Source organism: Metabacillus rhizosphaerae (assembly GCF_037201795.1).
Classification (GTDB): domain Bacteria; phylum Bacillota; class Bacilli; order Bacillales; family Bacillaceae; genus Metabacillus; species Metabacillus rhizosphaerae.
In genome coordinates, this window is record NZ_CP147403.1 from 1,938,068 (window position 1) to 1,960,666 (window position 22,599).

The window sequence follows — 22,599 nt, forward strand, 5'->3', positions numbered from 1 at the left end:
TTAGCCTCTTATAAGGTAGGTGCAACTGATGGACATGAATACAGCAATGTTTATGATAGCATTAGTAACGTTAATGGTCCTTTTAATCGAGAAAGTTAAAAAGTAATCTACCCAGCATTTGGTGAGATGGGTGGATTACTTTCGAGTGAAAAACATGGTTCCTTCTAATTACGTACAATTCAATCGACATTGGATAGATAACCGTAGTTGATGCACTGCGGTTATTTTATTTGCCCGCTATTTTTCTATTCGGAATATTCATTGTGATAGTTAAAATGCTCGTTGGAAAAACCAAACTAATCCAAACAAGAGGATTGCTGTCGAAACACTAGGGGCAAACCATTTATAATACTGCTTTTTTTGAATAAACAGGATAACAGGGTAAATCAAGGATAAAATAATAACTTGCCCCAATTCAATCCCTAAGTTAAAAAACAGGATCGAGGTAGCAAAGTTACCTTGTGATAAATTCATTTCTGATAAAATACCTGCAAAACCAAAGCCATGGACCAAACCAAAAATAAGGACAAGCCACGGGCTCTGCTTAGAATTTGGCTGGGTAATATTATGTAGGGCCACATAAATGATGCTTAACGCGATCACGGATTCCACGAGTCTACCAGGTAATTGGACAAGCCCAATCGTTGCTAAAACCAAAGTTATACTGTGAGCGATTGTAAAAGTAGTAATTAACGTAATGATTTGGCGGAATGTTTTTGCTCCAATTAATAAACTGATCGCAAATAAAATATGGTCATAGCCTGTAAAAATATGTTCGATTCCGAGAACGAGAAACTGCTTGGCACTAGTGAGAAAATTCATTTCCCCTGTATTCAGCTCTCTGACTTCATATGTAAAAACAAACTCTTCCTCGTTTCCATCTATTTCGATCTTTGCAACATTTGCATGACTTGGATCTGTTTCAAAAAAAACATTGTAATCCACATTCAAGCTCTCTGGCGTATGCTCGACAGGGAATGATATGGTAATGGATACAAATGGCCGCTCTTCTAATTGAATCGGTTTAATTGTGTCAATTTTTCCTTTGGCCAGGACCCCATTTGAATACAGCTCCAAATTTTCATCAAAATATGATTGCAGAATTTTGTTGTTTTCTTCTGTTATTTCATTCGGTTCTGCATCAATCTGAACGCCAGTTGCATGGATAAATTCCTCCTGGTCAAGCAGAAGCTCATATGTAATATGATCTTCTTGAACACGAATCGTTGAAAATCCTTCACTATTCATACTATGGGCTTCAACGTTGTTTGTTACTGAAGTAGTTACTGCAATAATTATTAGAATAAGTACAAGTAGTTTATGTTTCACTTATAAGCTCCTTTTCGAAAGTAATAGGAAAATACGAGGAGTTAAATCACACTCCTCGTACAAAATAGTTACTTTACATTGATAAAGATTGGGTTAGAGTAGAACCAGAGGTCAGCCCAAGGATCTTCACCTTTTGAATCCTTTTCAGGCTCAAGCTCATCTGTATTAGTACCACGAACACGGATATAACTATCTTTTTCAACATTTTTAATGGTATAAGTTATTGTTATAAATTCACCATCTTTTTCCCAGCTTTTTTCATCAAAACGAGCAATGACTTTAGTAGTAGGATTTGTATCAGTTGAACGATCTTCAACTTGTCCATTTACTTCTCCCATAATAAAATCAACACGATTAACTTTCGGATTATCACCATTGTTATTATCTGTATTAGGATCCTTGAAGCGGACAGTAACATTAACATCACGTGTTTTATTGCCTGGTACCTCTAAGGTTTCCCCAATAGTTGCTCGATTTCCATTCGATTGTGCATGTGCTGGTGACTTACCAACTGCCTGTGCTGTCACATCTAGTTGATTAATTAAATCCCCGGTCGTTACAAAGATTCGGCCATTACGTAATCCATCTAAAATGTCACCATGCTCATTTGCAGCATGAACATATGTTTTTGAATATTCGCCAGGCCAGAAGTCACTGCCTCCTTCTGTGTAATGAACATGTGAATCAGAGGATGAAGTAACCCACCAATGTCTTCCTTCACCTAACATCGAATCCCATAGGCCGCCTACTTCAGCAGTCATCTGGTCATACCCACCCATAGTAGGATAATTTCCGTATCCACCACGATCTCCATTAGGATCAAGTGTTCCATCTGAATTTAAAGTTCCAGCCTGATGACCCGGAGAGCCTTCCATCCCAACTGATACTGTTGGTGCTGTATCATTCCAATTACGAAATTCCTCTGGAGTATCCTGTCCCCATACACTTTCTCCTGAAGCTGAACGAGAAGGATGGTTAGCAAACAATACTGGTGGTACCGTAAAACTTCTCATATATTTCAAGGCTTCAATCATCGTTTCTTCATTATCACGCCCCGAAGCCTCACGCTTAGCAAACTGACTTTCAATATTGTAAAGGTTCTGTGACTCGTCATCTGTTTTTGGAATAATAAGTGAACTATGGTCAGCGGCAGGTGTATCAAACTCCATTCCATAGAAAAGATTAATCCCCGGCACTTCTTCACGTGCTTTTAACACCTCTGGATACGCCTGTTCTAAATTCACCTTAGAATGGTTAGGTCCACCATGATCAGTAGAAACCATCCAATCCAAACCAAACTTATCAGCCATTTGTGCATTTTTCACAATTGGATAAATAGCATCCCCACCACGAATAGGAGTCGGTGGATTCGTCGAATTGTCCCAGCCTACGCTCCATTCACTATGTACATGATGATCCCCAGCAATCCAACTACGATCATTTGGAATGACCTTTTTCTCAACTTCATTGGCTGCAACAACCTCGTCCTTAAACACATTCATTGGTAGGCTATGTGATGTAATAGCTACAGCCGCCAACAAAGTGGTTGCAATAAGTGGTATTTTCTTGCTTTTAAGATTGATTTTCACTATAATTCCTCCTTTTTTAAAATACAAATTCAAATATAAACAATGAATGTAAAGGGAGAGTTAATAGATTGTAAAGATGTTAGAAGATTTAAAAAAACAGGAGAATGAGTCTATTTATTTGTAAATTCGAGGGAAATTAAATGGGTGATTTGAAGTGTGTTCATTCACCGAAAAGTATGATGAGATATAAAATTAGATTTATTCTATGTTTTTGTCATAAAAAGAGAAATATCTCAAAATATGGACTATGAGAGGAAAAATTTGTACTTCAGTAGAGTGGGTAGCCATTTATTTGTATTTTCGAGAAGATTTTTGTACACAAAATTATTTTTAATTACTAGTTGACAGGTAGGAATAATGTGAATTATAATCTGATTAATTAGAAAATGAAATAAATAAAGCCGATCGGTACACCGAAGGCATAACCCTTTACTTAAGAGGGTTATGCCTTTTTTTTATTACATTTTCAACTAAAAAGAGGTGTTATTATGAAGAAATTAATTATTTTTGCTTTTATTGGATTACTTGCACAACTGATTGACGGCGCTTTAGGAATGGCTTACGGGGTAACATCTACTTCCCTTTTATTAGCTTTCGGTATTGCCCCTGCAGTTGCTTCTGCTTCTGTACACTTAGCGGAAGTTGTTACCACTGCTGCTTCTGGTGCCTCACACATTAAATTTGGAAATGTTGATAAACAAACCGTTTATCGTCTGATCATTCCTGGTTCAATTGGTGCATTTTTAGGAGCGACATTTCTTAGTCATTTACCAGGAGATTTAGCTAAACCCTATATATCTTTATTTCTACTTATTTTAGGAGCGTATGTTTTAATAAGGTTTTTATTTATATTTCGTCCAACTGAGGAGAAGAAAGGAATTGCACTAAGTCGAAAACAATCGATTCCTTTAGGGTTAATAGCAGGTTTTGCAGATGCAACTGGTGGTGGAGGTTGGGGCCCAATCGCTACACCAGTATTATTATCCCGAAAAGGCATGAGTCCTCGTAAAGTTGTTGGTACTGTTGACACCAGTGAATTTGCTATCGCAGTTTCAGCTACACTGGGATTCCTTATTTCTCTAGGGTGGGAAGAAGTAAATTGGTTCTGGGTTGGTGCATTAATGGTTGGAGGAATAATTGCAGCCCCAATCGCAGCATGGTTAGTTCAAAAAATCCATGCGCAGTTAATGGGTGTACTTGTTGGTGGATTTATTATACTCATAAATGCGAGAACATTAGTAAATACATGGATAGAGAATACAACTGTTTATCCATATGTCTATATAGCAATTGCAATCATCTGGATTGTTGCGATTTTTTATACGATAGCTAAAATCAGAAACCATAAGAATATTAACCAAGCAGAATTAAATTCATAAGCTGACTAGAAAACTAGAGGCTCCTGAATTAAGTTATTTTGATAACTTAATCTGGGAGCCATTTTTATAAATGTATTGCTGATCGGGAATCCGAAAGCATCAATATTAATTATAAATAAAAATATTCATAATAGGGAGATAAAGGCTATGGCTAAAGTGGCAATTATTATGGGGGTTCCTAATGATCATTCTCGTCTTACTGGCATTTTAAATTATGCAAGTAAAGTACTTAATGAAGAAAGTGTATCCTTTGAAATCATCAAAATTCACTCCTTACCATCAGAAGATTTAATCACAGCTAAGTTTGATAGTGAGGCAATCGCTGATGCTAATGAGATTGTAAAGAATTCATCCGGACTTCTTGTTTTAACACCTGTGTATAAAGCATCCTTCTCAGGGATATTGAAAACGTATCTTGATTTATTACCTCAGAAGGGCTTGGAAGATAAGGTAATTTTACCGCTTGTTATAGGAGGTTCATTTGGGCATTTGTTAACAATTGAGTATGCTCTTAATCCAGTTTTATCCGCATTAGGAGCAAATCATATTGTCAATGGAGTGTATACAATTGATAAGCATATCGACCGTATTGAAAATAACCAATTCAGAATACATGAAGAAGCGCAACAAAGATTAAAGAATGCTCTTGATTTGTTTATTAGGAGCATAAAGAAATCTTAAGAAATTGATATCTTTTTTCTTAGCCAAATGATTACTTGTAATAAATCCAACTGGTTACCTTGTGATTTGTACTAGTTTATTAAAACTTTCAGCAATCATTTTTTGAGTGTCTCTTCCATTATCAAATTAAGGGAGGGTAAATGAATGACCCAGTTGCGTGAAGCGGTATCTAAAAGGAAAGAAAAACTAATTCAAAAGCTCTTAGATTTAGGTGTATACAAAAAAGAAGAACATCACCTCTATGAATTAACATTATCAGAAATTGAAACTGAATATCAAAATGAAAGAAAAAGGGTAATGTTGATTGAAAATCCTAAGATCTAACTATTTTCGAGGCACATTTTTTCAGGAGGATATCAAATATGCAAAGAAAAGTTTTGAACTTATTGGACTTATCACAGCATAAAAACAAATACACTTTACTAGAAAATGAGTATTTAAATCTTCCTGATCTAGGTTTTTATAGTAAATGTCATCAAAAATTTCACATCAATAGAGGGGTATTTAATACGATTGACAACTGGTTTTATGAGTACGGAGTGATAAATGTTGCATATCGAAGAATCTATATATTAGCTTTTCTGGAATTTGTGAAAGAAGACAATTTTGTCCCAGATTCTCAAAAATTTATGAAATTCGGCCATGGTGGACTGACGATGAAACTAAAGGAATTTATAAAAGTTAATAATTCACATTCTATTTAATATTGTGACCAGATAACTGGAGCAACTATTTCACTATTGAAGAGGTTGCTTTTTTTGTTGTTTGATCAATCTATAAAAAAATATAGCAAGGGAGACGATGAAATGAATAACAAAAACCGTCAAATGAAATTAGGAGCGTTCTTTATGATTCCAGGTCATCATGTAGCTTCTTGGAGACATCCTGAAAGTCATATAGATGAGATACTAACGTTTGATTTATATAGAAAATTGGCACAAACAGCGGAGCGTGGCAAATTTGATATGATCTTTTTTGCAGATGGATATGCAGTTCATGATCATGATGGTATCGGAATTGAACAAACTGTAAATGTAAGACCTGATCCTCTAACCCTGCTCTCTGCACTATCAGTAGTAACAACACATATTGGATTAGCATCTACTGCTTCAACTACTTATAATGAACCTTTTCATCTTGCAAGAAAGTTTGCGACAATTGATCATCTAAGTCGGGGACGTTCAGCTTGGAATGTTGTGACATCTTCAAGTGAAGCAGAGGCGTTAAATTTTAGTAAGGACCATCACCTAGAACATAGTGCTAGATATGAGCGAGCGGAGGAGTTTGTTGAAGTTGTCAAAAAGCTTTGGGATAGCTGGGAAGATCATGCTTTGCTGGTAAATAAAAAATCAGGGAGATTTGCAGATCCAAATCAAGTGCATCACTTAAATCATAAAGGTAATTGGTTTTCAGTTAAGGGACCATTGAATATGGCAAGACCGATCCAAGGTCACCCTGTCATCATTCAGGCTGGCTCTTCAGAATCAGGGAAAGAACTTGCAGCAAAGACAGCTGAAGTTATCTTTACAGCATGGCAAACAATCAGTGAGGCACAGTCGTTTTATCGAGATGTAAAGGGGCGATTAAAGAAATTTGGACGAACAGAAGAATCATTGAAAATCATGCCAGGTGTATTCCCTGTGATAGGAAGAACAGAAAAAGAAGCAAATGAAAAGAAACAACAATTAGTAGAATTAATTCCCGAACAAGTAGGAGTTGGACTGCTGTCTTCCCTTATAAGCTATGATCTATCAGAGTATCCAGTAGATGAGCCTCTTCCAGAGTTACCAGATATCAAGGACATAAACGGAGCTAAAACGAGGTTCCAGTTAATCAAGGATTTAGGAGATCGAGAAAACTTGACAATACGTCAGCTATATCAACGTGTTGCAGGTGCGAGAGGACATAGAGAAATAAAAGGAACGCCACTACAAATTGCAGACCAAATGCAGGAGTGGTTTGAAAATGGTGCTGCAGATGGATTCAATATTATGCCCCCATATATGCCTGGTGGATTGGATGATTTCGTGGACTTGGTCATCCCTGAATTACAGAACCGTGGACTATTTCGAGAAGAATACACAGGTCATACTTTAAGAGATCACCTTGATCTATCACGACCAGTTAATCAATTTCAAAAGTTGAATGTATAAAAAACTAATAGATAGAAAGGAGTTCTAAAATGACATTACTAGAAATTAATGATCTAAATAAATCGTTTGAAAAAGGTAAGGAAAAAACGCATGTACTTAATGATATTAACTTAAATGTTGATAAAGCTGAATTTATAACCATTATAGGTCCTAGTGGCTGTGGGAAAAGTACATTATTAAAAGCGATAGCTGGATTAGATATAGAATATTCAGGTGATATCAAGTTGGATGGAGTAAAGGTGATTGGATCCAGTATCAATCAGGGATTTATTTTTCAAGAGCCTCGATTGTTTCCTTGGCTTTCAGTTGAAAGGAATATAGCAGGAAATTTATCACTAAATAATATTGAAGTTAGAGAGAAAGTAGATAAATTAATTAAGCTTGTAAGGTTAGAAGGGTTTGAAAAAGCATATCCAAAAGAACTTTCTGGAGGAATGGCTCAACGAGTAGCGATAGCTAGAGCATTACTTAGAAGACCAAAGATCCTCCTTTTAGATGAACCCTTTGGCGCTTTAGATGCATTTACTCGTTCTCATATGCAGGAAGCCTTGCTAGATATTTGGCAGGAGGAGAAGACGTCAATGATATTTGTCACACATGACATTGATGAAGCGGTTTATTTAGGGAATAAAATCATTATTATGAGTGCGAGGCCTGGAACTATACAAAAAGTTGTCTCTATTGATTTACCATTTCCACGAAATAAAGCAACAAAAGCGTTTCAAGAGTTCCGTCATCTTGTGTTAGGAGAATTTGAAAAAGTCGAAGAGTTAGAATTAATTAATGGTGCAGGAATTTAAAGGAGGGACAAAGGTGAATAATCAATCAACTATTTCTTTAGATAAATTAAAGCCTTCAAAGAAAAAAATTGTTAAAAGCAAAAGGGAGTTAAAGCATACAAGTATTATATTAAAGGGATTTATTTTGCCAATATTCATCGTAGTCCTTTGGGAGCTTACAGGGATATTGGGGCTTATTTCCGATACACTACTACCAAGACCAAGTGTGATTTTCACTACATTTATTGATTTAGCATTAACTGGTGAATTAATCGGACATTTTCAAATAAGCTTATTAAGGGCTATAGGTGGCTTTTTATTAGGAGGAACTCTGGGGCTATTAGTTGGATTGGCTGTAGGTTTTAGTCAGAATATTGAACAAACCGTAGATCCGACCTTACAAATGTTCAGAACCATTCCTACTTTGGCGGTTATACCATTGTTTATTTTATGGTTTGGATTTGGAGAGGTATCCAAAATATTATTAATTGCAAAGGGTGCATTTTTCCCCTTATATGTAAATACGTTTCTCGGAATTCGCGGTGTCGACTCTAAATTGTTTGCAGTAGCAAAAGTATTAGAGTTTAATAGGTGGAAGCAAATTACTTTATTGATTTTACCAGCTGCACTACCAAACATCCTTTTAGGGCTAAGATTATCGTTAGGTGTTGCTTGGTTAGCGTTGGTCGCGGCAGAATTAATGGGATCAAGTCAAGGGGTGGGGTATCTCATCATGGATGCGAGACAATTTTCTAATACATCTGTTGTTTTTGTAGGGATTATCATTTTTGCAGTATTTGGGAAATTATCTGATTCATTAGTAAGAGTTTTTGAAAGAAGACTATTAAAATGGCAGGACAATTTTCAAGGGTAGTCTCCAATTGATTGATTAACGAGTTCTTTGATCTTAAATCCGACTAATCTTATATGAAAAATCTAATATGTAAGGGAGAGTTTAACATATGCCTAAAAAAATAAAGCTTATTTATGTTTTTACATTATTTATATTTTTACTATTACTAAGTGCTTGTTCAAGTCCTTCAAATAAAGAGTCTTTATCAGAAGCATCCACAAAAGAGATTGTGATGAATATTGGGGTTCAAGGGAAAACAGGTATTTTACCATATGCAAGAGAAAAGAAATACTTTGAAAAAGCGTTTGAAAAAGTAGGAGTGAAGATAAAGTGGAATGAGTTTACAAGTGGGCCGCCTCATTTCGAAGCATTAGCTTCGGGTAGAATTGATTTTGGAGTAGTCGGAGGTACACCGGTTATTGCGGGGCAATCAGGAAATGTTGACTTTAAGGCAATTGCAGTTACAAGTGATGGGAAAAAGGGCAATTCCATAATCGTACCAAAAGGAAGCGCCATTAAGAAATTAGCAGACTTAAAAGATAAGAAAATTGGTGTAGCCAAAGGCAGTAGTGCTTACAATTTCTTATACATGGCACTAGATAGAGCTAGCTTATCAGATCATGATATTGAGATCATTCAACTCCAGCCTGACGAAGCACGACCAGCATTAGATAATGGTTCAATTGACGCCTGGTCAATATGGGAGCCTTATGCAACTACAGCGGTGTTTCAGACGGGGGCAAAAGTATTAGTAACAGGAGAAGACCTGAATATTAATGCCCCAAGCTTTCTTATTGCTAGAACGAAGTTTACGGAAGAACATCCAGATTTAACTGTCCAATTTTTAAAAATATATGAACAGGTACGTCAGCACTTTGATGAAAATATCGAAGAAGTATCAAAAGAGATTTCGGAAACTCAAAAGGTAGAAGTCAAAATTATTCAATCCGTTTTAGACAATTCTGAAGCTATTTTATCCTCAACAACAGAAGAATTTGCTAAAGCACATCAAGAACAAGCCGACTTCTTATATTCCGTTGGGGGCATTGAAAAGCAGCTTAAGACTTCTAAAATAATTGAAAATAAATTTGTAGATCAGGCACTTAGAGAAATAAAAGAAGAATAAACAATTTAAATGACGTGACGACACTCTAAAATATTTGAAGTGTCGTCACTCTAATAAAGTTCAATAGCTAAGGGGTGAGAATATTTATAAAAATTTTTAAAAAATATTTCCAAAAAAGTGATTGAATAAACAAGAGATACATAATATGATAAATAAAAAAACGGTGAAATCCTATAGTAATACTTGGTTTTGTGAACTCACAATTAATTACACCTAAAATTCGAAAACTTGAAGGACCTTAATCACCAATGGAATAGGCAAATTTTTGTTAAATCGGGTTAGTTTAATGAAGGGAGAGGATCAAGTTGTCTTCAAAAAATAAAATAGATCAAGAGGTAATCGATAAAATTATCAATTTATTAGAAAATATAGAGTTCGGTACAGTACAAATTACTGTTCACGATTCTCAGGTTACACAAATAGAGAAAGGCGAGAAATTTCGGTTTGCTTTAAAAAAGGGCAATGAAAAATTAAGAAGAGTGAACGGTGACTAGTTTCAAATTATATAAGGCAGGTGATGAAGATTTAAAGAAGTTATTAGTAGAAGCAATTGAAACTTGCCAGCAAGAAAAAAAACAGGTTGAAGAGCTATTAAAAGAAAACGGTGTCGGTTTACCACCTGCTGCTCCAGAGCCTCCAGATGCATGTTTGGAGGATATTCCAGTAGGTGCAAGAATTCCAGATCCAGCAATTGCAGCTACACTTTCTGCTGATATAGCTGCTGGATTAGTAACTTGCAGCCAAGTAATCGGTAAATCCATCAGGGAAGACGTTGCCATGATGTATGGTCAATTTCATAATCAAAAGGCAGCCCTTGGAGCAAAAGTGCTTCGTTTAAATAAAGAAAAAGGATGGCTCGTCTCACCTCCACTGCATCTAAAAAAACATGGTGATTGTTAATTTTTAGACAAGGATATTTCTAGTCGTGTTTATTATTATGCTCACCCAGCAAGCCACAATTGCTAATCGGTAAAAGCGAACATATCAAATAAATTTAGATTTGTGAAGAATATACTTAAAGTAACCGGTGGCTTTTGTTGAATAAGAAAATGAATTTATACACGAAAAAAAGCCCTTTCTATATTTAATGAGAAAGGGCTTTTGGTTTAAGTGAAAAATAAAGTGGGAAGCTAAAAATGTATGAGGGGTACTGTGTAGTTTCACTAAAATATAGTTTAGGAGGTGGTTATAAATTGAATAGTAATAATCCACTTAACCCAGAAACTCAAATAATAGGTACAGACATGATCATGCAGAATTTTTGGCAATGGGGATTTTTAAACATACTGACCAATAATTTAAGAGGGATCTTTGCTGAATTTTTAGTTGGAACTGCTCTTGGTAGTTTAAGTCAATCTCGTGTTGAATGGGACGCATTTGATTTAATTTATAATGACATAAAAATTGAAGTGAAATCAGCTGCGTATATTCAGTCTTGGCATAGTGGTACATTTTCTAATATTAGCTTCGGTATAGGTCAAAAAAAAGAATACGATTATGAAACGAATAAATACAGTCCTGGTGCGAAAAGACATGCCGAAATATACGTCTTTTGCTTATTAAAAGAGAAAGATGTAGACCTAATTGATCCACTAGATATGAAGCAATGGGAATTTTATGTTGTACTTACTAAAGAACTAGATCAACATTTTCCTTATCAAAAAACAATATCTTTATCTTCGCTAAAAAGAATAACTCAACTATGTACATATGAGAATTTGAAAAAGACAATAGATGATCTTTTGTAGGGAATATTTAAATCATTGGGTACTTAGGTTTATGACTAATAAATGAATTAGAAGAAAAAATAGATAAATTCATGAATGATGTAGAACAGAAAAATGGGGCTATACGTATAAACGGTGATATTTACGATTTTATCTTGGAATATTTTGGAGAGAGAGGATTTAGCAGGTTCTATCATATTGCTGTATTGGATCTTATAGAAAAAATGAAAAAAATTCAAGAACCTATTTAAGCGTCTTTGATACTGATCAAAGATGCTTTTTTCATTTTGTAATCATTTTGTAAATTAATATCCATTTAGAAGAAAAGAAACCATCAAACGATCATGAAGTATGGGATCCTGCCTCGTTATAATATTTCAAATCTGTAAGATTAAGAAATAATACAGGATAATGATGGTAATTTTTGAGTGTTGCATCGAATGCCTTGGTTTAACTTCGTGAATGGAAGGTATAGTCCTACTAAACCAAATAAAAATTGGCTCAGTTCAAGTTCATTGAGGGTTAGGCTAGTTGTTATTTTGGAGGAGAAGGCGTGAGACTGCCCCTTAGAAAAGCGAGTCAATGAGAGCCCGTAAGTTACAGTGCAAGGAGGCTCTCATGCCCGCCAAAAAAGCGCCTGGAACTGAAATGAACGGGTAAGAGCCAAAAATCGAAAAGAAAAAAGGATTGATTATATGGAAGTAAATGAGCAAGAAAAACAAACTGAAGAAAGGAATTACACGAAAGAAAATAATGATAAAAACCAGTCAATGAATCTGGTCATTCTAGGTAGTGTTGTCGGAGCAGGAGTTGGTTACCTTTCAAATCCGGAAATGAGTAAGAAAGTCATAAAAACTGTTCAGCAATCAGAAGTCATGAGAGAGGTTGGACAAGAATTTCGAAAGACTGTTCAAGAGATCCTGACAGAGCAGGCATTAACAAGTATGAGAAAAGTTGCCTCAGGATATATAAACAAATATGAAGGCACATTACGGCCCTCAACCAAAAAGAAATTCACTGAAACTGAAAAAGTTGAGGAAGAATCTCATTCAAAGTATGAAGAAATCAAAGAAGAAAATAAACAGTTAAATGATCGACTGGATAGGATTGAACATCTGTTAAGTAATCTGGTCGAAACAAAAAAACAGTGAGTCCCTAGCTGCTAGAAGGAAGTGAAGGTTCTTACAATGGATAAGCCAGTAAAAAAAGCCGTCAGCAAAGCCACGGAAAAAGTGTGGGAGCATACACCTGAACCAATTAAAGACAAGGTAAAGGAAACTGTAAAAGAAAAGGTTGTTGGGGCTTTTCATGACAAGGTTGATCATGCTGCGGATAAATTGAGTGAAACCAAAAATAAAAATGCTAAAAAGGTTCATGATAAGGCAGAACAGGCGAAAGAAAAAGTTCAGGATACGTTATTCACCGCTAAAGATAAAATCAGAAACGTTGTCAATGCAGGAGAGGAACTTCAAAAGAACGTTTCTGAAAATGAAGACAGTAAAAACGTCAAGGGTGCTACAGATATAAAAGGAGTCAGACAAATCAAGCATGTAACTGAACTCAAAAGAGCTAAACATATGAAATCGATGAAGGATATAAAAACGCGAAGCTCTTAAGCAAATCTTGAAAGGAGAATGACAAATGGCCGTTCAAAAAACAGCTGATAGTTCGAGTCTTGCAGAGGTAATTGACCGCATATTGGATAAAGGGATCGTCATTGACGCATTTGCCCGCGTTTCTGTCGTAGGGATTGAGATTTTAACCGTTGAGGCAAGAGTGGTTATCGCGAGCGTGGATACATGGCTTCGATATGCAGAGGCTGTTGGTTTACTAACAGATCAAGTAGAAGAAAACGGACTTCCAGATCGACAAAATGAGCAACAATCGCGATTCAGTATTTAGATGATCTGAATGTCCGTACAGGAGGTCATAATGGAAATAAAAACAATTATGAAGAATGTTTCCGACTTCTTTAATGAACATGTGGCTCCAGTTCATAAAATTACCTCCGTGGAAGTAAGTGAACAAGATGGATGGAAGCTAACAGTTGAAGTCATAGAGGAAAAGGAATATATGAAAAAATATGCAAAGGATGAAATGGTTGGTGTATATGACGTATACCTCAACCAAGAAAAAGAAGTAACAACATTTAAAAGGCGAAGCATTCGTTATCGAAGTGCAATGAATCAAGAGGCATAGGCTAAAAGGGGCAGGAGGGAAAGAAATGACGGTATTAATTGAGAATCTCAAAAAGGATTACCGATCATACGTTCAAGACGAAACAACAAAAGATTTACTTTCACGCTCATTACGGTATGTAAAAGCTGGATATCCGATTCATTTTACAGGGCCATCCGGGGCGGGAAAAACCTCTTTAGCACTTGCCTTAGCCAAAAAAAGAAAGAAGCCGATCATGCTTATTCACGGAAATCATGAATTAAACAATAAAGATCTCATTGGTGACTTTACCGGTTATTCAAGTAAAAAAGTAGTCGATCATTATGTTCGATCTGTCTATAAAAAGGATGAACGTGTAACAGAAACGTGGCAAGACGGCCGCTTATTAGAAGCAGTCAAAAATGGCTATACACTCATTTATGATGAGTTTACACGGTCACAGCCAACAACAAATAACATCTTTTTATCAATTTTAGAAGAGAGAATTCTACCATTGTACGGCACAAAATTAACAGAACCATTTGTACGCGTTCATCCTGATTTTGCCGTCATCTTTACAAGCAATCCAGAAGAATATGCAGGTGTTTACAAAACTCAGGATGCATTGTTAGACCGCTTGATTACGATATTTGTAGATTACAAGGATATCGAACGAGAGGCAGAGGTTATAGCAAACAATGGAAATGTGAAAAAGAGTGAAGCAAAAGCGATCACAACGCTTGTATCTGATCTGCGTTCACAGTGTAACGAGAATTCTGGACCTAGCTTGAGAGCATCTCTTATGATTGCAAAAATAGCTGCAGAGTCAGAGATTCCGATCAATGGAGAAAACCCAGAATTTCAACGATTATGTATGGATATCTTAGGACATCAAATCAGTCAATATGTAGACTCAATAAAATCAGTTCAAACAGCAGAAGAAACCATCTTAAAAGCATGTCGAAATATGCAGGTTAAAGAGGAGTAAAGGGGGATAAAGAATGGAACAAGAATATAAGGGGATTTATATTTTTTGTGGAATCCAAAAAGGAAAAAATGACGAGTTTGGCGAGATCGAACTTGAAGGGGAAAAGCGTGAATTATTTCTCATTACGTTCCAAGACGCGGCAATTGTTGCAGCTGAAGTTCCAATGAAAATCTTTCACCCAAATAAAGAAAATGTCATGATGCATCAAAAAGTTCTATCTCGGATTATGAAGCAAAATGACACAGTAATACCTGTTAGTTTTGGAAATGTCTTTCAGTCTAAAGAGGATGTGGAAGTCCTGCTGGAAAACTTATATCCGCAATTTAAAAAGCTCTTTCCTGAAATTAAGGGAAAAATGGAAGTTGGTTTAAAGGTAACGGGAAAAAAGGAGTGGCTTGAATCCCAATTTCATGATGATGAACAGATTGGAAAGCTTGCTGAAACAGTACGTGATAAATCTGAAGCAGCTAGTTATTATGAAAGGATTCAGTTGGGTGGAGCCGCCCAGAAAATGATTCAATCATTGCAAAATAAACTAAAACAGGAAGTGTTTCATTCTCTAAAGGATTCCTCTGTAGCTGCTAAAGCAAATGATCCGATCGGAGAGAAGATGCTGCTAAATGCCGCATTTTTAATTGATCGGAACAAGGAAGAAGAGTTTGATTGTCATGTCAATAAATTACATGACAAATGGGAAGACAAGGTAGACTTTGCTTACAGCGGACCATGGCCAGCTTACAATTTTGTCAATATCAAATTAAAAGTGGAAGAAGCCTGATGCTTCACAAAATCGTCTCAGCTCCGATTAACCTAGTGATAAAAATCGGAGAAAAGGTGAAAGAAGAGGCCGACAAGCAACTCTATGATCTCCCAACCATTCAACAAAAGCTGATTCAATTACAAATGATGTATGAGCTTGGTGAAATTCCTGAAGCAGCCTATAAAAAGCAAGAGGAAGACCTTCTTCTTCGCTATGAAATGGCAAAACGTTTGGAAATGGAGCAATGGCAGGAGATGACGAAGCGAAAAGGAGGTTGAAAAAGTGGCAGATTTTATCTATTTATATGGTCTGGTGCCAACAAAAGAAGCAGAAAATCAATCTTTTCCTTCTATGAAAGGATTTGATGGTCAGACAGAGCTTTTCACCATTGTTATCCAGGATATCACGGCAATCGTTAGTCTCCTAAATTCAAAGCAGTATTCAGAAGAGATTATACAGGACAAAATAAACCAGGATATGGAGTGGCTGCAAGAAAAAGCCTTTCATCATCATGAAACAGTGATCAATCTAGCAAAACTTTATACGATTGTTCCGATGAAATTTTGTACCATCTATCAAAACCAAGAGCGGTTAATAGAGGCTATTCAATCGACCAGAGAAAGAATAGCTGTAACATTCAAGGCTCTTTCAGGTAATGAGGAATGGAATCTCAAAATTTTTTGCGAGGATTCGCAATTAAAGAAACATGTTAGTGAGAAAAATCCGGTCATTGAAGCAAAAAAAGCAGAGGTTAGCGGATTACCTAAAGGAAGGCAGTTTTTCGAATTAAAAAAGATTGATAAGTTAATCGATTCTGAGCTTGAAAAAGAAAAGCATCGTGTCAGTGAATCCATTCATCACCAACTAAAACACTTTGTTATTCAAGGGAATGTAAAACGCAATTGGAACAAAGATGTGACAGGAAGAAGGGAGAATATGACATGGAATGGCGTATACCTTGTTTCTGAAAAGAGTGTAGAGCCGTTTTTAAAACAGATTAAACAATATGAAGATAAAATGCTTGGATTGGGATGGCGATTTGAGGCATCAGGTCCATGGCCGGCCTACCATTTTTCAAGTTTCATAGGTGAGGGAAATCATGTCGATAAGAGAATCAATTGAAGACAAAGAAATTGCGTTAATTGATATTTTGGATGTGATTCTTGATAAAGGTGTTGCCATAAAGGCTGATTTAGTCATTTCCATAGCAGGAGTAGATCTCGTTTATTTAGATTTACGGGTGTTAATCTCATCAGTGGAAAGCCTTGTTCAAGCTCAACATGAAAACCGAGACACCATATCATCTAGTCACTTTGATCAGCAAAGGGAGGAATTAATCAATGCAACCGGGCAGCCCAACAAATGGGAGAATTCACTGGGATCCTGACAATGTGGAGCATGGGTTAGCACAGCTCGTATTAACTGTCATTGAATTGCTAAGGCAAATTGTCGAAAAACATGCCATAAGACGTGTTGAAGGAGGTACTTTGACTGATGAACAAATTGAAAACCTAGGTGAAGCTTTAATGAATCTGGAAGAAAAAATGGAAGAACTAAAAGAAATTTTTAACCTTGATACTCAGGATTTAAATATTGATCTCGGTCCTTTAGGAAGCTTATTGTAATAGAACGCTTAAGGAGGACTAGGCAAAATGACAGTTCAACCTTCTATGCAATCCAATACAATTGTGGATGTATTAGAGAAAATTCTTGATAAAGGTGTCGTGATTGCAGGCGATATTACCGTAGGAATAGCGGATATCGAATTATTAACCATTAAAATACGGCTTATTGTCGCTTCGGTTGATAAAGCAAAAGAGATCGGCATGGATTGGTGGGAAACAGATCCATACCTAAGCTCAAAAGCTGTCAACCATCAAGCAAATGCACTAAAAGAAGAAAACAAACGATTATACGAGAGATTGGAATCTCTTGAAAAAAAACTAGAATCCAATTCTTAATTTAAATGGAGGGTATTTAAAATGGCTGAAACAAAAATGGTAGAAAATAAAACGAATCAAACAAAAGAAAATGAATCAACCGAATCAAAGCAAAAACCAAAGCAATCATGAAGCTGATAATCAAACCAATTCCAATGGCAATTCAATGAAGCGATCAATCGCAGGAGGCCTAATTGGTGCAACAGTTGGCTATTTAGCAACACCGGAAAATGGGAAAAAGCTGATGGATAAAATTGACTATGATAAATTAAAGAGCAAAGGAACGGACTTAGGTCAATCTGCAAAAGAAAAATCAATGCAAGCAGCAGGTTCACTCAAAAATTCTGCCAAAGGTTTATTTAAAAAGGACAATGAGTCAAATGAAAAGACTTCCGATCAAAAGGAAACCTCAGAGAATAAAACAAGTTCACAGGATGAAGAGTTAACGAAGAGTAAATATGAAGAATTGAAGAAGGAAAATGATAGATTGAATGAGCGGCTAGAAAATTTAGAGGAATTACTTACAAATCCAAAAGATGGTGAACAGCAAAACGATAAAAAGGAGAGATCTGAGCATGATGAAGAGGAAGAAAAGAATCAAGGTAACTCCAAGAATAAGGAAAATGAATCAACAGAAGATCAAGTAGAAGGAAATGAGAATAGCAGTAACGAAGATGATACAAAAAATCAAAGTCAAGAAAAGAACCAATCGAAACAAACACCTAAAAATGAAGAGGAGAAGAACGACACAACCCTTTCAAGTAATGATGACACATCTTCTTAAAGAAAGGAGAAGTGAATATGACAAATGAACACAGCAAAACAAAAGACAGAATTATCGAGTTTTTCGTACAAGCTGCAAATCAGCACGATTTCTCACTGGATATTTCACTAAATGTAAATGGAGCAATCGTGACAGGAACTCTAGTCTCTGCCAAAGAATACTTTGAAACTTTAAGTGAAACATTTGCAGAAGGAAGCGAAGTGGCTCAAAAAATAAGTGAGAAACTTGCACAGGCAACAGAAGCAATCGACGATTCTGAAGTCCATTTTATTCACTTAAAAAACGCTAAAGTATATTGTGGTGACAGCAATCCAACACCTTCTAAAGGAGATATACTCTGGAGAGGAAAACTAAACGAACTCGATGGGTTTTTTTTAGGGAAAATCTCTGATGCATTAGAAAATTCTTAAATAGAAGTCTCCACTCTTCGGGTCTGCTGACTCTTGAGGAGTGGGGGTTTTTTATTTAGTAGGTAGTTGAATGCTAGATATAATGTAAAAAAATGTAGGTGTAATGAACTATTTATTGAAAAAATTAATCTGGATTGTAACTAGGTAGTATATATATTTCTAACTGCACAGGGTGGAGTAAATGGAGAAAACCTAGAAGAAATGGAAGTATCAATATCATCCACCTTGCTTTACTGAAATGGAGCATAGGGGGCTCGACTCTTATTGAATCACTGAAACGGAAGATTAAGAAATTAGAAGATGATAACAAACAACTTAGGGACCGATTAAAAGTGGCTTATGCAGAGGTATATAAAAAATTTTAATTAATGTCGAGAACACGATGCTCTCCTTCCCTGCTTGTTCATTAAAAGGGCCATTGTAGAAGATAGCTTACCCTTTCAATTTTTCTAGAAAGAAAGTAGTCATTGCCAATTTTATAACAATAAAATTTGAAAAAGAAAATACTTGCAAACGATTTCGAGATACATTATGATTGAAACATAAGTGATCCGAAACGTTTTGGGAGCTGGGTGACATGACCACAATAAAAGATATTGCTAAAGCAGCTGGTGTATCCGTTACGACAGTATCTAGGGCGTTAAATGGATACTCAGATGTTAGCGAAAAAACAAGACTAAAAATTATGAATTTAGCTAAAGAGCTAAACTACAGCCCTAATACGCTAGCAAGAGGTCTTGTGATGAATAAATCCAAAACAATTGGATTGCTCGTATCAGGGTTAAACAGGGAAAGTGCAAAAGACCAAATTACCTTTTCTGTCCTTTCAGGCATTAATGAATGTGCTTCAGAATTGGATTATGATCTCGTTTTATTTAATACAAATTCAACAAAGCAGCGAGAGAAAACTTATACGCAGCTTTGTCGAGAGCGTAGAGTAGATGGAGCCATTATCCAAGGAATTAAAACCGATGATCCTTATTTACAAGAGGTTGTAAATAGTGATATTCCATGTGTTTTAATCGATTATCCGATTCAAAGTGAGAATGTTGGACACGTAACAACAGACAACAAATTAGGTGCTAAGAAAGCTGTTAACCATCTAATAGAATTGGGTCATAGAAATATTGCGATGGTCAATGGTCATAGTAAGGCTTTTGTCAGTAATATGAGATTCGAAGGATACAGGGAAGCTTTGCAGGAGGCCGGCATCTCATATAAAAAAGAATGGGTTGTTAATGGAAGGTTTGAAGAAGAGGAAGGGAAGTTACAGGCTATTAAGTTATTGGAAAAGTATCCGGAAATAACGGCTATCTTTTCAGCAAGTGATTTAATGGCATTGGGAATTCTTGAAGGTGCAAAAGAATTAGGCAGAAAGGTTCCAGAGGATTTGTCTGTAGTAGGATATGATGACATCTTACTTGCAGGATACTCAAACCCACCTTTGACAACGATTTCTCAAAATATTTTCCAACTAGGCTACCAAGCGGCAAATCTTTTAATAAAGATGTTAGAAGGAACACTTGAGCCGCATGTGATTACATTGGGTACGAAGCTAGTTGTAAGGGAATCTACTGCTAAAAACCACAAGTGATGGGTGGTTTTTAGGTAAAATCCAAAACGTTTAAGTTAGATTAATAGAAAGTTGATTTATTTTTTAATTTTGACAAAAAAATAAAACGTTAAAGTAAAGGAATAAAACAAAATAATGACTTTTTTTTGCGGATAAAAACCGAAACGTTTTGGCAAACGGGTGACGTAGGAATTAGGACGACATAATAACGTCAATACATGTGATTAGATTGGATGTGGAAACAGAATGGATTACCGAGTAATAAAAGAAAATGATTTATTTTTACTAACAGATGACAAAGGAAATATCCCTGAAAATCATTCGTATGGTTTAGGGCTCTATACGAAGGATACGCGCTTTCTAAGCAAATTGGACCTTCGTATTAATGGGGAGGAACCTATTCTATTGTCATCAGATGCTGATGAAAACTATATGGCTAAGATTTTATTAACAAACCCACATATGGAGAAAGATTGCCAACTCATTTTATGGCGTGAATCAGTAGAGATTGAACGTACACGTTTTATTTACGGAGACGTGCTATACGAAACGGTTAAGGTGAAAAATTACTACCCTAAGCCTGTCGAGTTTAAACTAAGCATTCATGTGGATGTTGATTTTAAAGATATGTTTATTGTTCGTGGCTTTCAAAATGGAGAGGTTGGAAAGCGTACAGGGCAGACTGTTGATGGGAACTCATTAACTTATCATTATGAAGGTGCTGATCAAATTAATAGACGCACAAGAATTGATTGGAATAAGGAAGCGAATCAGGTAACCGAAACAGGTGACATAACCTTTGATTTTAACCTCGATCATGGGTGTGGAGAATCCGTCACTTTTATGGTTCAACCACAAGTAGGTGACACAAACCATAACCAGATCATTGAACCGGAACAGGCTCTATACCAGTTAAAAAAATCATATCAAGAATGGGAAGCGAACATTCCTAAGGTGAAAACTGATCATGAAGCTCTTAAACGTCTTGTGGACCGAGGGATTGGTGACTTACGAGTTCTTTTAACTGATCTTGGTTATGGCAAGTTTCCTGTAGCGGGCTTACCTTGGTTTGGCGTTCCATTTGGTCGTGATAGTTTAATAGCTGCTTTACAAATGCTATCGCTGAATCCAGAGGTTGCTAAAGGGACAATTTTAACGATGGCAAGCAAGCAAGGAAAAAACCAAGATTCTTGGCGTGATGAACAACCAGGAAAAATCATGCATGAAATTCGTTTTGGTGAGCTAGCCAATACAAATCAAATTCCTTTCACACCTTACTATGGAACGATAGACGCTACACCATTATTCCTTATTTTAGTTTGTGAGTATGTGAAGTGGACTGGTGATTTAGAAATTGTGAAGGAAGTTGAATCAAATATTGCTGATGCCTTGGCATGGATCGATCAATACGGTGACCGTGATGGCGATTTGTTTGTTGAATATCATCAAGAATCAAGTAAGGGAATTGCTAATCAAGGCTGGAAAGATTCAGGTGACTCAATTGTTCACCGCAACGGAGACTACGCGAAAACACCGATTGCATTAGCTGAGGTACAAGGCTACGTGTATCAAGCAAAAATAGGAATAGCTGAGATTTATGACCAAATTGGAAAACAAAAGTTAGCTGTTCAGCTACGTCAACAAGCAAGCAAGCTTAAAGAAAAGTTTGATGCTGAATTTTGGATGGATGACGTTAACTTCTATGCCATTGCTCTTGATGAAAACAAGCAACAAGTTGGAACAATCACCTCAAATCCTGGTCATGTTTTATTCTCGGGAATGCTTTCTGAGGAAAGAAATAAGGCAGTAGCAAACATGCTTCTTTCCGAGAAAATGTTTTCAGGCTATGGAATCAGAACAATGGGTGAAGGTGAAGCTGGCTATAATCCAATGAGCTATCATGACGGAAGTATCTGGCCTCATGACAATAGCATGATTTTACTAGGAATGGGTAAACTTGGTCAGCAGGAAGAAGCAAAAAAAGTTATGACTGGTTTAATAAATGCCGCAGCTCACTTCGAATACAATCGATTGCCTGAACTATTCTGTGGTTATAGTAAAGAGCTTGGAAAGGCTGTGAAATATCCAGTTGCTTGCTCCCCACAAGCTTGGGCGGCTGGAACACCAATTGTCTTTATTCAAACATTATTAGGGTTATTCCCTGATAGTCTTAAAAAGGAAATTAAACTAAATCCGACCCTATTAGATGATATGAACTCTTTGGCTGTTGAAGGAATGACGATTGGAAATGGTCAACTATCGATATCACTTCAACGAAATCAAGAAAGCATTGAAGTAAAGGTATTAGAGAATACAACAGGCTTTGAACTTATCTATTAATTAAACCAAAGGGGTGAATCCCCTTTGGAAA

28 protein-coding genes and 1 pseudogene are annotated in these 22,599 nt (G+C 36.2%); 27 read left to right on the forward strand and 2 right to left on the reverse strand.

What is annotated here, in order from left to right; all coding sequences use genetic code 11:
- Positions 1 to 270: 270 nt before the first annotated feature.
- On the reverse strand, positions 271 to 1,329 hold the full coding sequence (locus WCV66_RS09220) for a HupE/UreJ family protein (protein WP_338788737.1): 1,059 nt from the start codon (positions 1,327 to 1,329) through the stop codon (positions 271 to 273).
- Positions 1,330 to 1,397: 68 nt separating this feature from the next.
- Positions 1,398 to 2,918: a phosphoesterase gene (locus WCV66_RS09225; RefSeq protein WP_338788738.1), complete on the reverse strand. Its 1,521-nt coding sequence runs from the start codon at positions 2,916 to 2,918 to the stop codon at positions 1,398 to 1,400.
- 488 nt (positions 2,919 to 3,406) lie between these two features.
- On the opposite strand from WCV66_RS09225, the gene WCV66_RS09230 reads away from it, so the two are divergent.
- The 27 genes and pseudogenes from WCV66_RS09230 to WCV66_RS09360 all read left to right on the forward strand — a co-directional run bounded on the left by WCV66_RS09230 (position 3,407) and on the right by WCV66_RS09360 (position 22,568).
- Entirely contained in the window at positions 3,407 to 4,297 is an 891-nt protein-coding gene (locus tag WCV66_RS09230) for a sulfite exporter TauE/SafE family protein (RefSeq protein WP_338788739.1), read from the forward strand.
- Between the two features lie 147 nt (positions 4,298 to 4,444).
- Positions 4,445 to 4,978: an NADPH-dependent FMN reductase gene (gene ssuE / locus WCV66_RS09235; RefSeq protein WP_338788741.1), complete on the forward strand. Its 534-nt coding sequence runs from the start codon at positions 4,445 to 4,447 to the stop codon at positions 4,976 to 4,978.
- Between the two features lie 144 nt (positions 4,979 to 5,122).
- Positions 5,123 to 5,302, forward strand: coding sequence for a Fur-regulated basic protein FbpA (locus WCV66_RS09240; RefSeq protein WP_338788742.1), 180 nt, complete (start codon positions 5,123 to 5,125; stop codon positions 5,300 to 5,302).
- 38 nt (positions 5,303 to 5,340) lie between these two features.
- Positions 5,341 to 5,682 (forward strand): hypothetical protein, encoded by a 342-nt coding sequence (locus WCV66_RS09245; RefSeq protein ID WP_338788743.1) that lies wholly within the window; start codon positions 5,341 to 5,343, stop codon positions 5,680 to 5,682.
- 102 nt (positions 5,683 to 5,784) lie between these two features.
- On the forward strand, positions 5,785 to 7,131 hold the full coding sequence (locus WCV66_RS09250) for an LLM class flavin-dependent oxidoreductase (RefSeq protein ID WP_338788744.1): 1,347 nt from the start codon (positions 5,785 to 5,787) through the stop codon (positions 7,129 to 7,131).
- A gap of 29 nt (positions 7,132 to 7,160) precedes the next feature.
- Positions 7,161 to 7,931, forward strand: a complete 771-nt coding sequence (locus tag WCV66_RS09255; RefSeq protein WP_338788745.1) for an ABC transporter ATP-binding protein — start codon at positions 7,161 to 7,163, stop codon at positions 7,929 to 7,931.
- 13 nt (positions 7,932 to 7,944) lie between these two features.
- Entirely contained in the window at positions 7,945 to 8,784 is an 840-nt protein-coding gene (locus WCV66_RS09260) for an ABC transporter permease (RefSeq protein WP_338788746.1), read from the forward strand.
- 88 nt (positions 8,785 to 8,872) lie between these two features.
- Entirely contained in the window at positions 8,873 to 9,889 is a 1,017-nt protein-coding gene (locus WCV66_RS09265; protein ID WP_338788747.1) for an aliphatic sulfonate ABC transporter substrate-binding protein, read from the forward strand.
- Positions 9,890 to 10,194: 305 nt separating this feature from the next.
- Positions 10,195 to 10,383, forward strand: a complete 189-nt coding sequence (locus WCV66_RS09270) for a YezD family protein (RefSeq protein WP_338788748.1) — start codon at positions 10,195 to 10,197, stop codon at positions 10,381 to 10,383.
- A complete protein-coding gene (locus WCV66_RS09275) occupies positions 10,376 to 10,789 on the forward strand; it encodes a DUF3231 family protein (RefSeq protein WP_338788749.1) in 414 nt (137 codons plus the stop codon). Before WCV66_RS09270 ends, WCV66_RS09275 begins: the two co-directional genes overlap by 8 nt.
- Positions 10,790 to 11,082: 293 nt before the next feature.
- Positions 11,083 to 11,637: a hypothetical protein gene (locus WCV66_RS09280; RefSeq protein ID WP_338788750.1), complete on the forward strand. Its 555-nt coding sequence runs from the start codon at positions 11,083 to 11,085 to the stop codon at positions 11,635 to 11,637.
- Positions 11,638 to 12,311: 674 nt separating this feature from the next.
- On the forward strand, positions 12,312 to 12,767 hold the full coding sequence (gene gvpT / locus WCV66_RS09285; RefSeq protein WP_338788751.1) for a GvpT/GvpP family gas vesicle accessory protein: 456 nt from the start codon (positions 12,312 to 12,314) through the stop codon (positions 12,765 to 12,767).
- A 36-nt stretch (positions 12,768 to 12,803) separates the two neighbouring features.
- Positions 12,804 to 13,232, forward strand: coding sequence for a gas vesicle protein GvpQ (gvpQ, locus tag WCV66_RS09290; RefSeq protein WP_338788752.1), 429 nt, complete (start codon positions 12,804 to 12,806; stop codon positions 13,230 to 13,232).
- 25 nt (positions 13,233 to 13,257) lie between these two features.
- Positions 13,258 to 13,518, forward strand: a complete 261-nt coding sequence (gvpJ, locus tag WCV66_RS09295) for a gas vesicle protein GvpJ (RefSeq protein WP_066339796.1) — start codon at positions 13,258 to 13,260, stop codon at positions 13,516 to 13,518.
- Positions 13,519 to 13,548: 30 nt separating this feature from the next.
- Positions 13,549 to 13,815, forward strand: coding sequence for a gas vesicle protein GvpO (gene gvpO / locus WCV66_RS09300; protein WP_066339794.1), 267 nt, complete (start codon positions 13,549 to 13,551; stop codon positions 13,813 to 13,815).
- 25 nt (positions 13,816 to 13,840) lie between these two features.
- Positions 13,841 to 14,761 (forward strand): gas vesicle protein GvpN, encoded by a 921-nt coding sequence (gvpN, locus tag WCV66_RS09305; protein WP_338788753.1) that lies wholly within the window; start codon positions 13,841 to 13,843, stop codon positions 14,759 to 14,761.
- A gap of 13 nt (positions 14,762 to 14,774) precedes the next feature.
- On the forward strand, positions 14,775 to 15,539 hold the full coding sequence (locus WCV66_RS09310) for a GvpL/GvpF family gas vesicle protein (protein ID WP_338788754.1): 765 nt from the start codon (positions 14,775 to 14,777) through the stop codon (positions 15,537 to 15,539).
- Complete coding sequence (locus WCV66_RS09315; RefSeq protein WP_338788755.1) at positions 15,539 to 15,799, forward strand: gas vesicle protein GvpG; 261 nt, start codon at positions 15,539 to 15,541, stop codon at positions 15,797 to 15,799. Before WCV66_RS09310 ends, WCV66_RS09315 begins: the two co-directional genes overlap by 1 nt.
- Positions 15,800 to 15,803: 4 nt before the next feature.
- Positions 15,804 to 16,643: a GvpL/GvpF family gas vesicle protein gene (locus WCV66_RS09320; protein ID WP_338788756.1), complete on the forward strand. Its 840-nt coding sequence runs from the start codon at positions 15,804 to 15,806 to the stop codon at positions 16,641 to 16,643.
- Complete coding sequence (locus WCV66_RS09325; RefSeq protein ID WP_046585188.1) at positions 16,621 to 16,908, forward strand: gas vesicle protein; 288 nt, start codon at positions 16,621 to 16,623, stop codon at positions 16,906 to 16,908. Before WCV66_RS09320 ends, WCV66_RS09325 begins: the two co-directional genes overlap by 23 nt.
- Positions 16,862 to 17,146 carry a gas vesicle protein K gene (locus WCV66_RS09330; RefSeq protein ID WP_338788757.1) on the forward strand — a complete coding sequence of 95 codons (285 nt, stop codon included), beginning with the start codon at positions 16,862 to 16,864 and terminating at the stop codon, positions 17,144 to 17,146. Before WCV66_RS09325 ends, WCV66_RS09330 begins: the two co-directional genes overlap by 47 nt.
- 27 nt (positions 17,147 to 17,173) lie before the next feature.
- Positions 17,174 to 17,482, forward strand: coding sequence for a gas vesicle protein (gene gvpJ, locus WCV66_RS09335; RefSeq protein WP_338788758.1), 309 nt, complete (start codon positions 17,174 to 17,176; stop codon positions 17,480 to 17,482).
- A 145-nt stretch (positions 17,483 to 17,627) separates the two neighbouring features.
- Positions 17,628 to 18,245, forward strand: coding sequence for a YtxH domain-containing protein (locus WCV66_RS09340; protein WP_338788759.1), 618 nt, complete (start codon positions 17,628 to 17,630; stop codon positions 18,243 to 18,245).
- A gap of 17 nt (positions 18,246 to 18,262) precedes the next feature.
- Positions 18,263 to 18,655, forward strand: coding sequence for a gas vesicle accessory protein GvpU (gene gvpU / locus WCV66_RS09345; RefSeq protein ID WP_066339758.1), 393 nt, complete (start codon positions 18,263 to 18,265; stop codon positions 18,653 to 18,655).
- A 260-nt stretch (positions 18,656 to 18,915) separates the two neighbouring features.
- Positions 18,916 to 19,020, forward strand: a pseudogene (locus WCV66_RS09350) (DUF6262 family protein); the annotation flags it as partial.
- A gap of 212 nt (positions 19,021 to 19,232) precedes the next feature.
- On the forward strand, positions 19,233 to 20,249 hold the full coding sequence (locus WCV66_RS09355; RefSeq protein WP_338788760.1) for a LacI family DNA-binding transcriptional regulator: 1,017 nt from the start codon (positions 19,233 to 19,235) through the stop codon (positions 20,247 to 20,249).
- Between the two features lie 225 nt (positions 20,250 to 20,474).
- Positions 20,475 to 22,568, forward strand: coding sequence for an amylo-alpha-1,6-glucosidase (locus WCV66_RS09360; protein WP_338788761.1), 2,094 nt, complete (start codon positions 20,475 to 20,477; stop codon positions 22,566 to 22,568).
- The last annotated feature ends 31 nt before the right edge of the window (positions 22,569 to 22,599 follow it).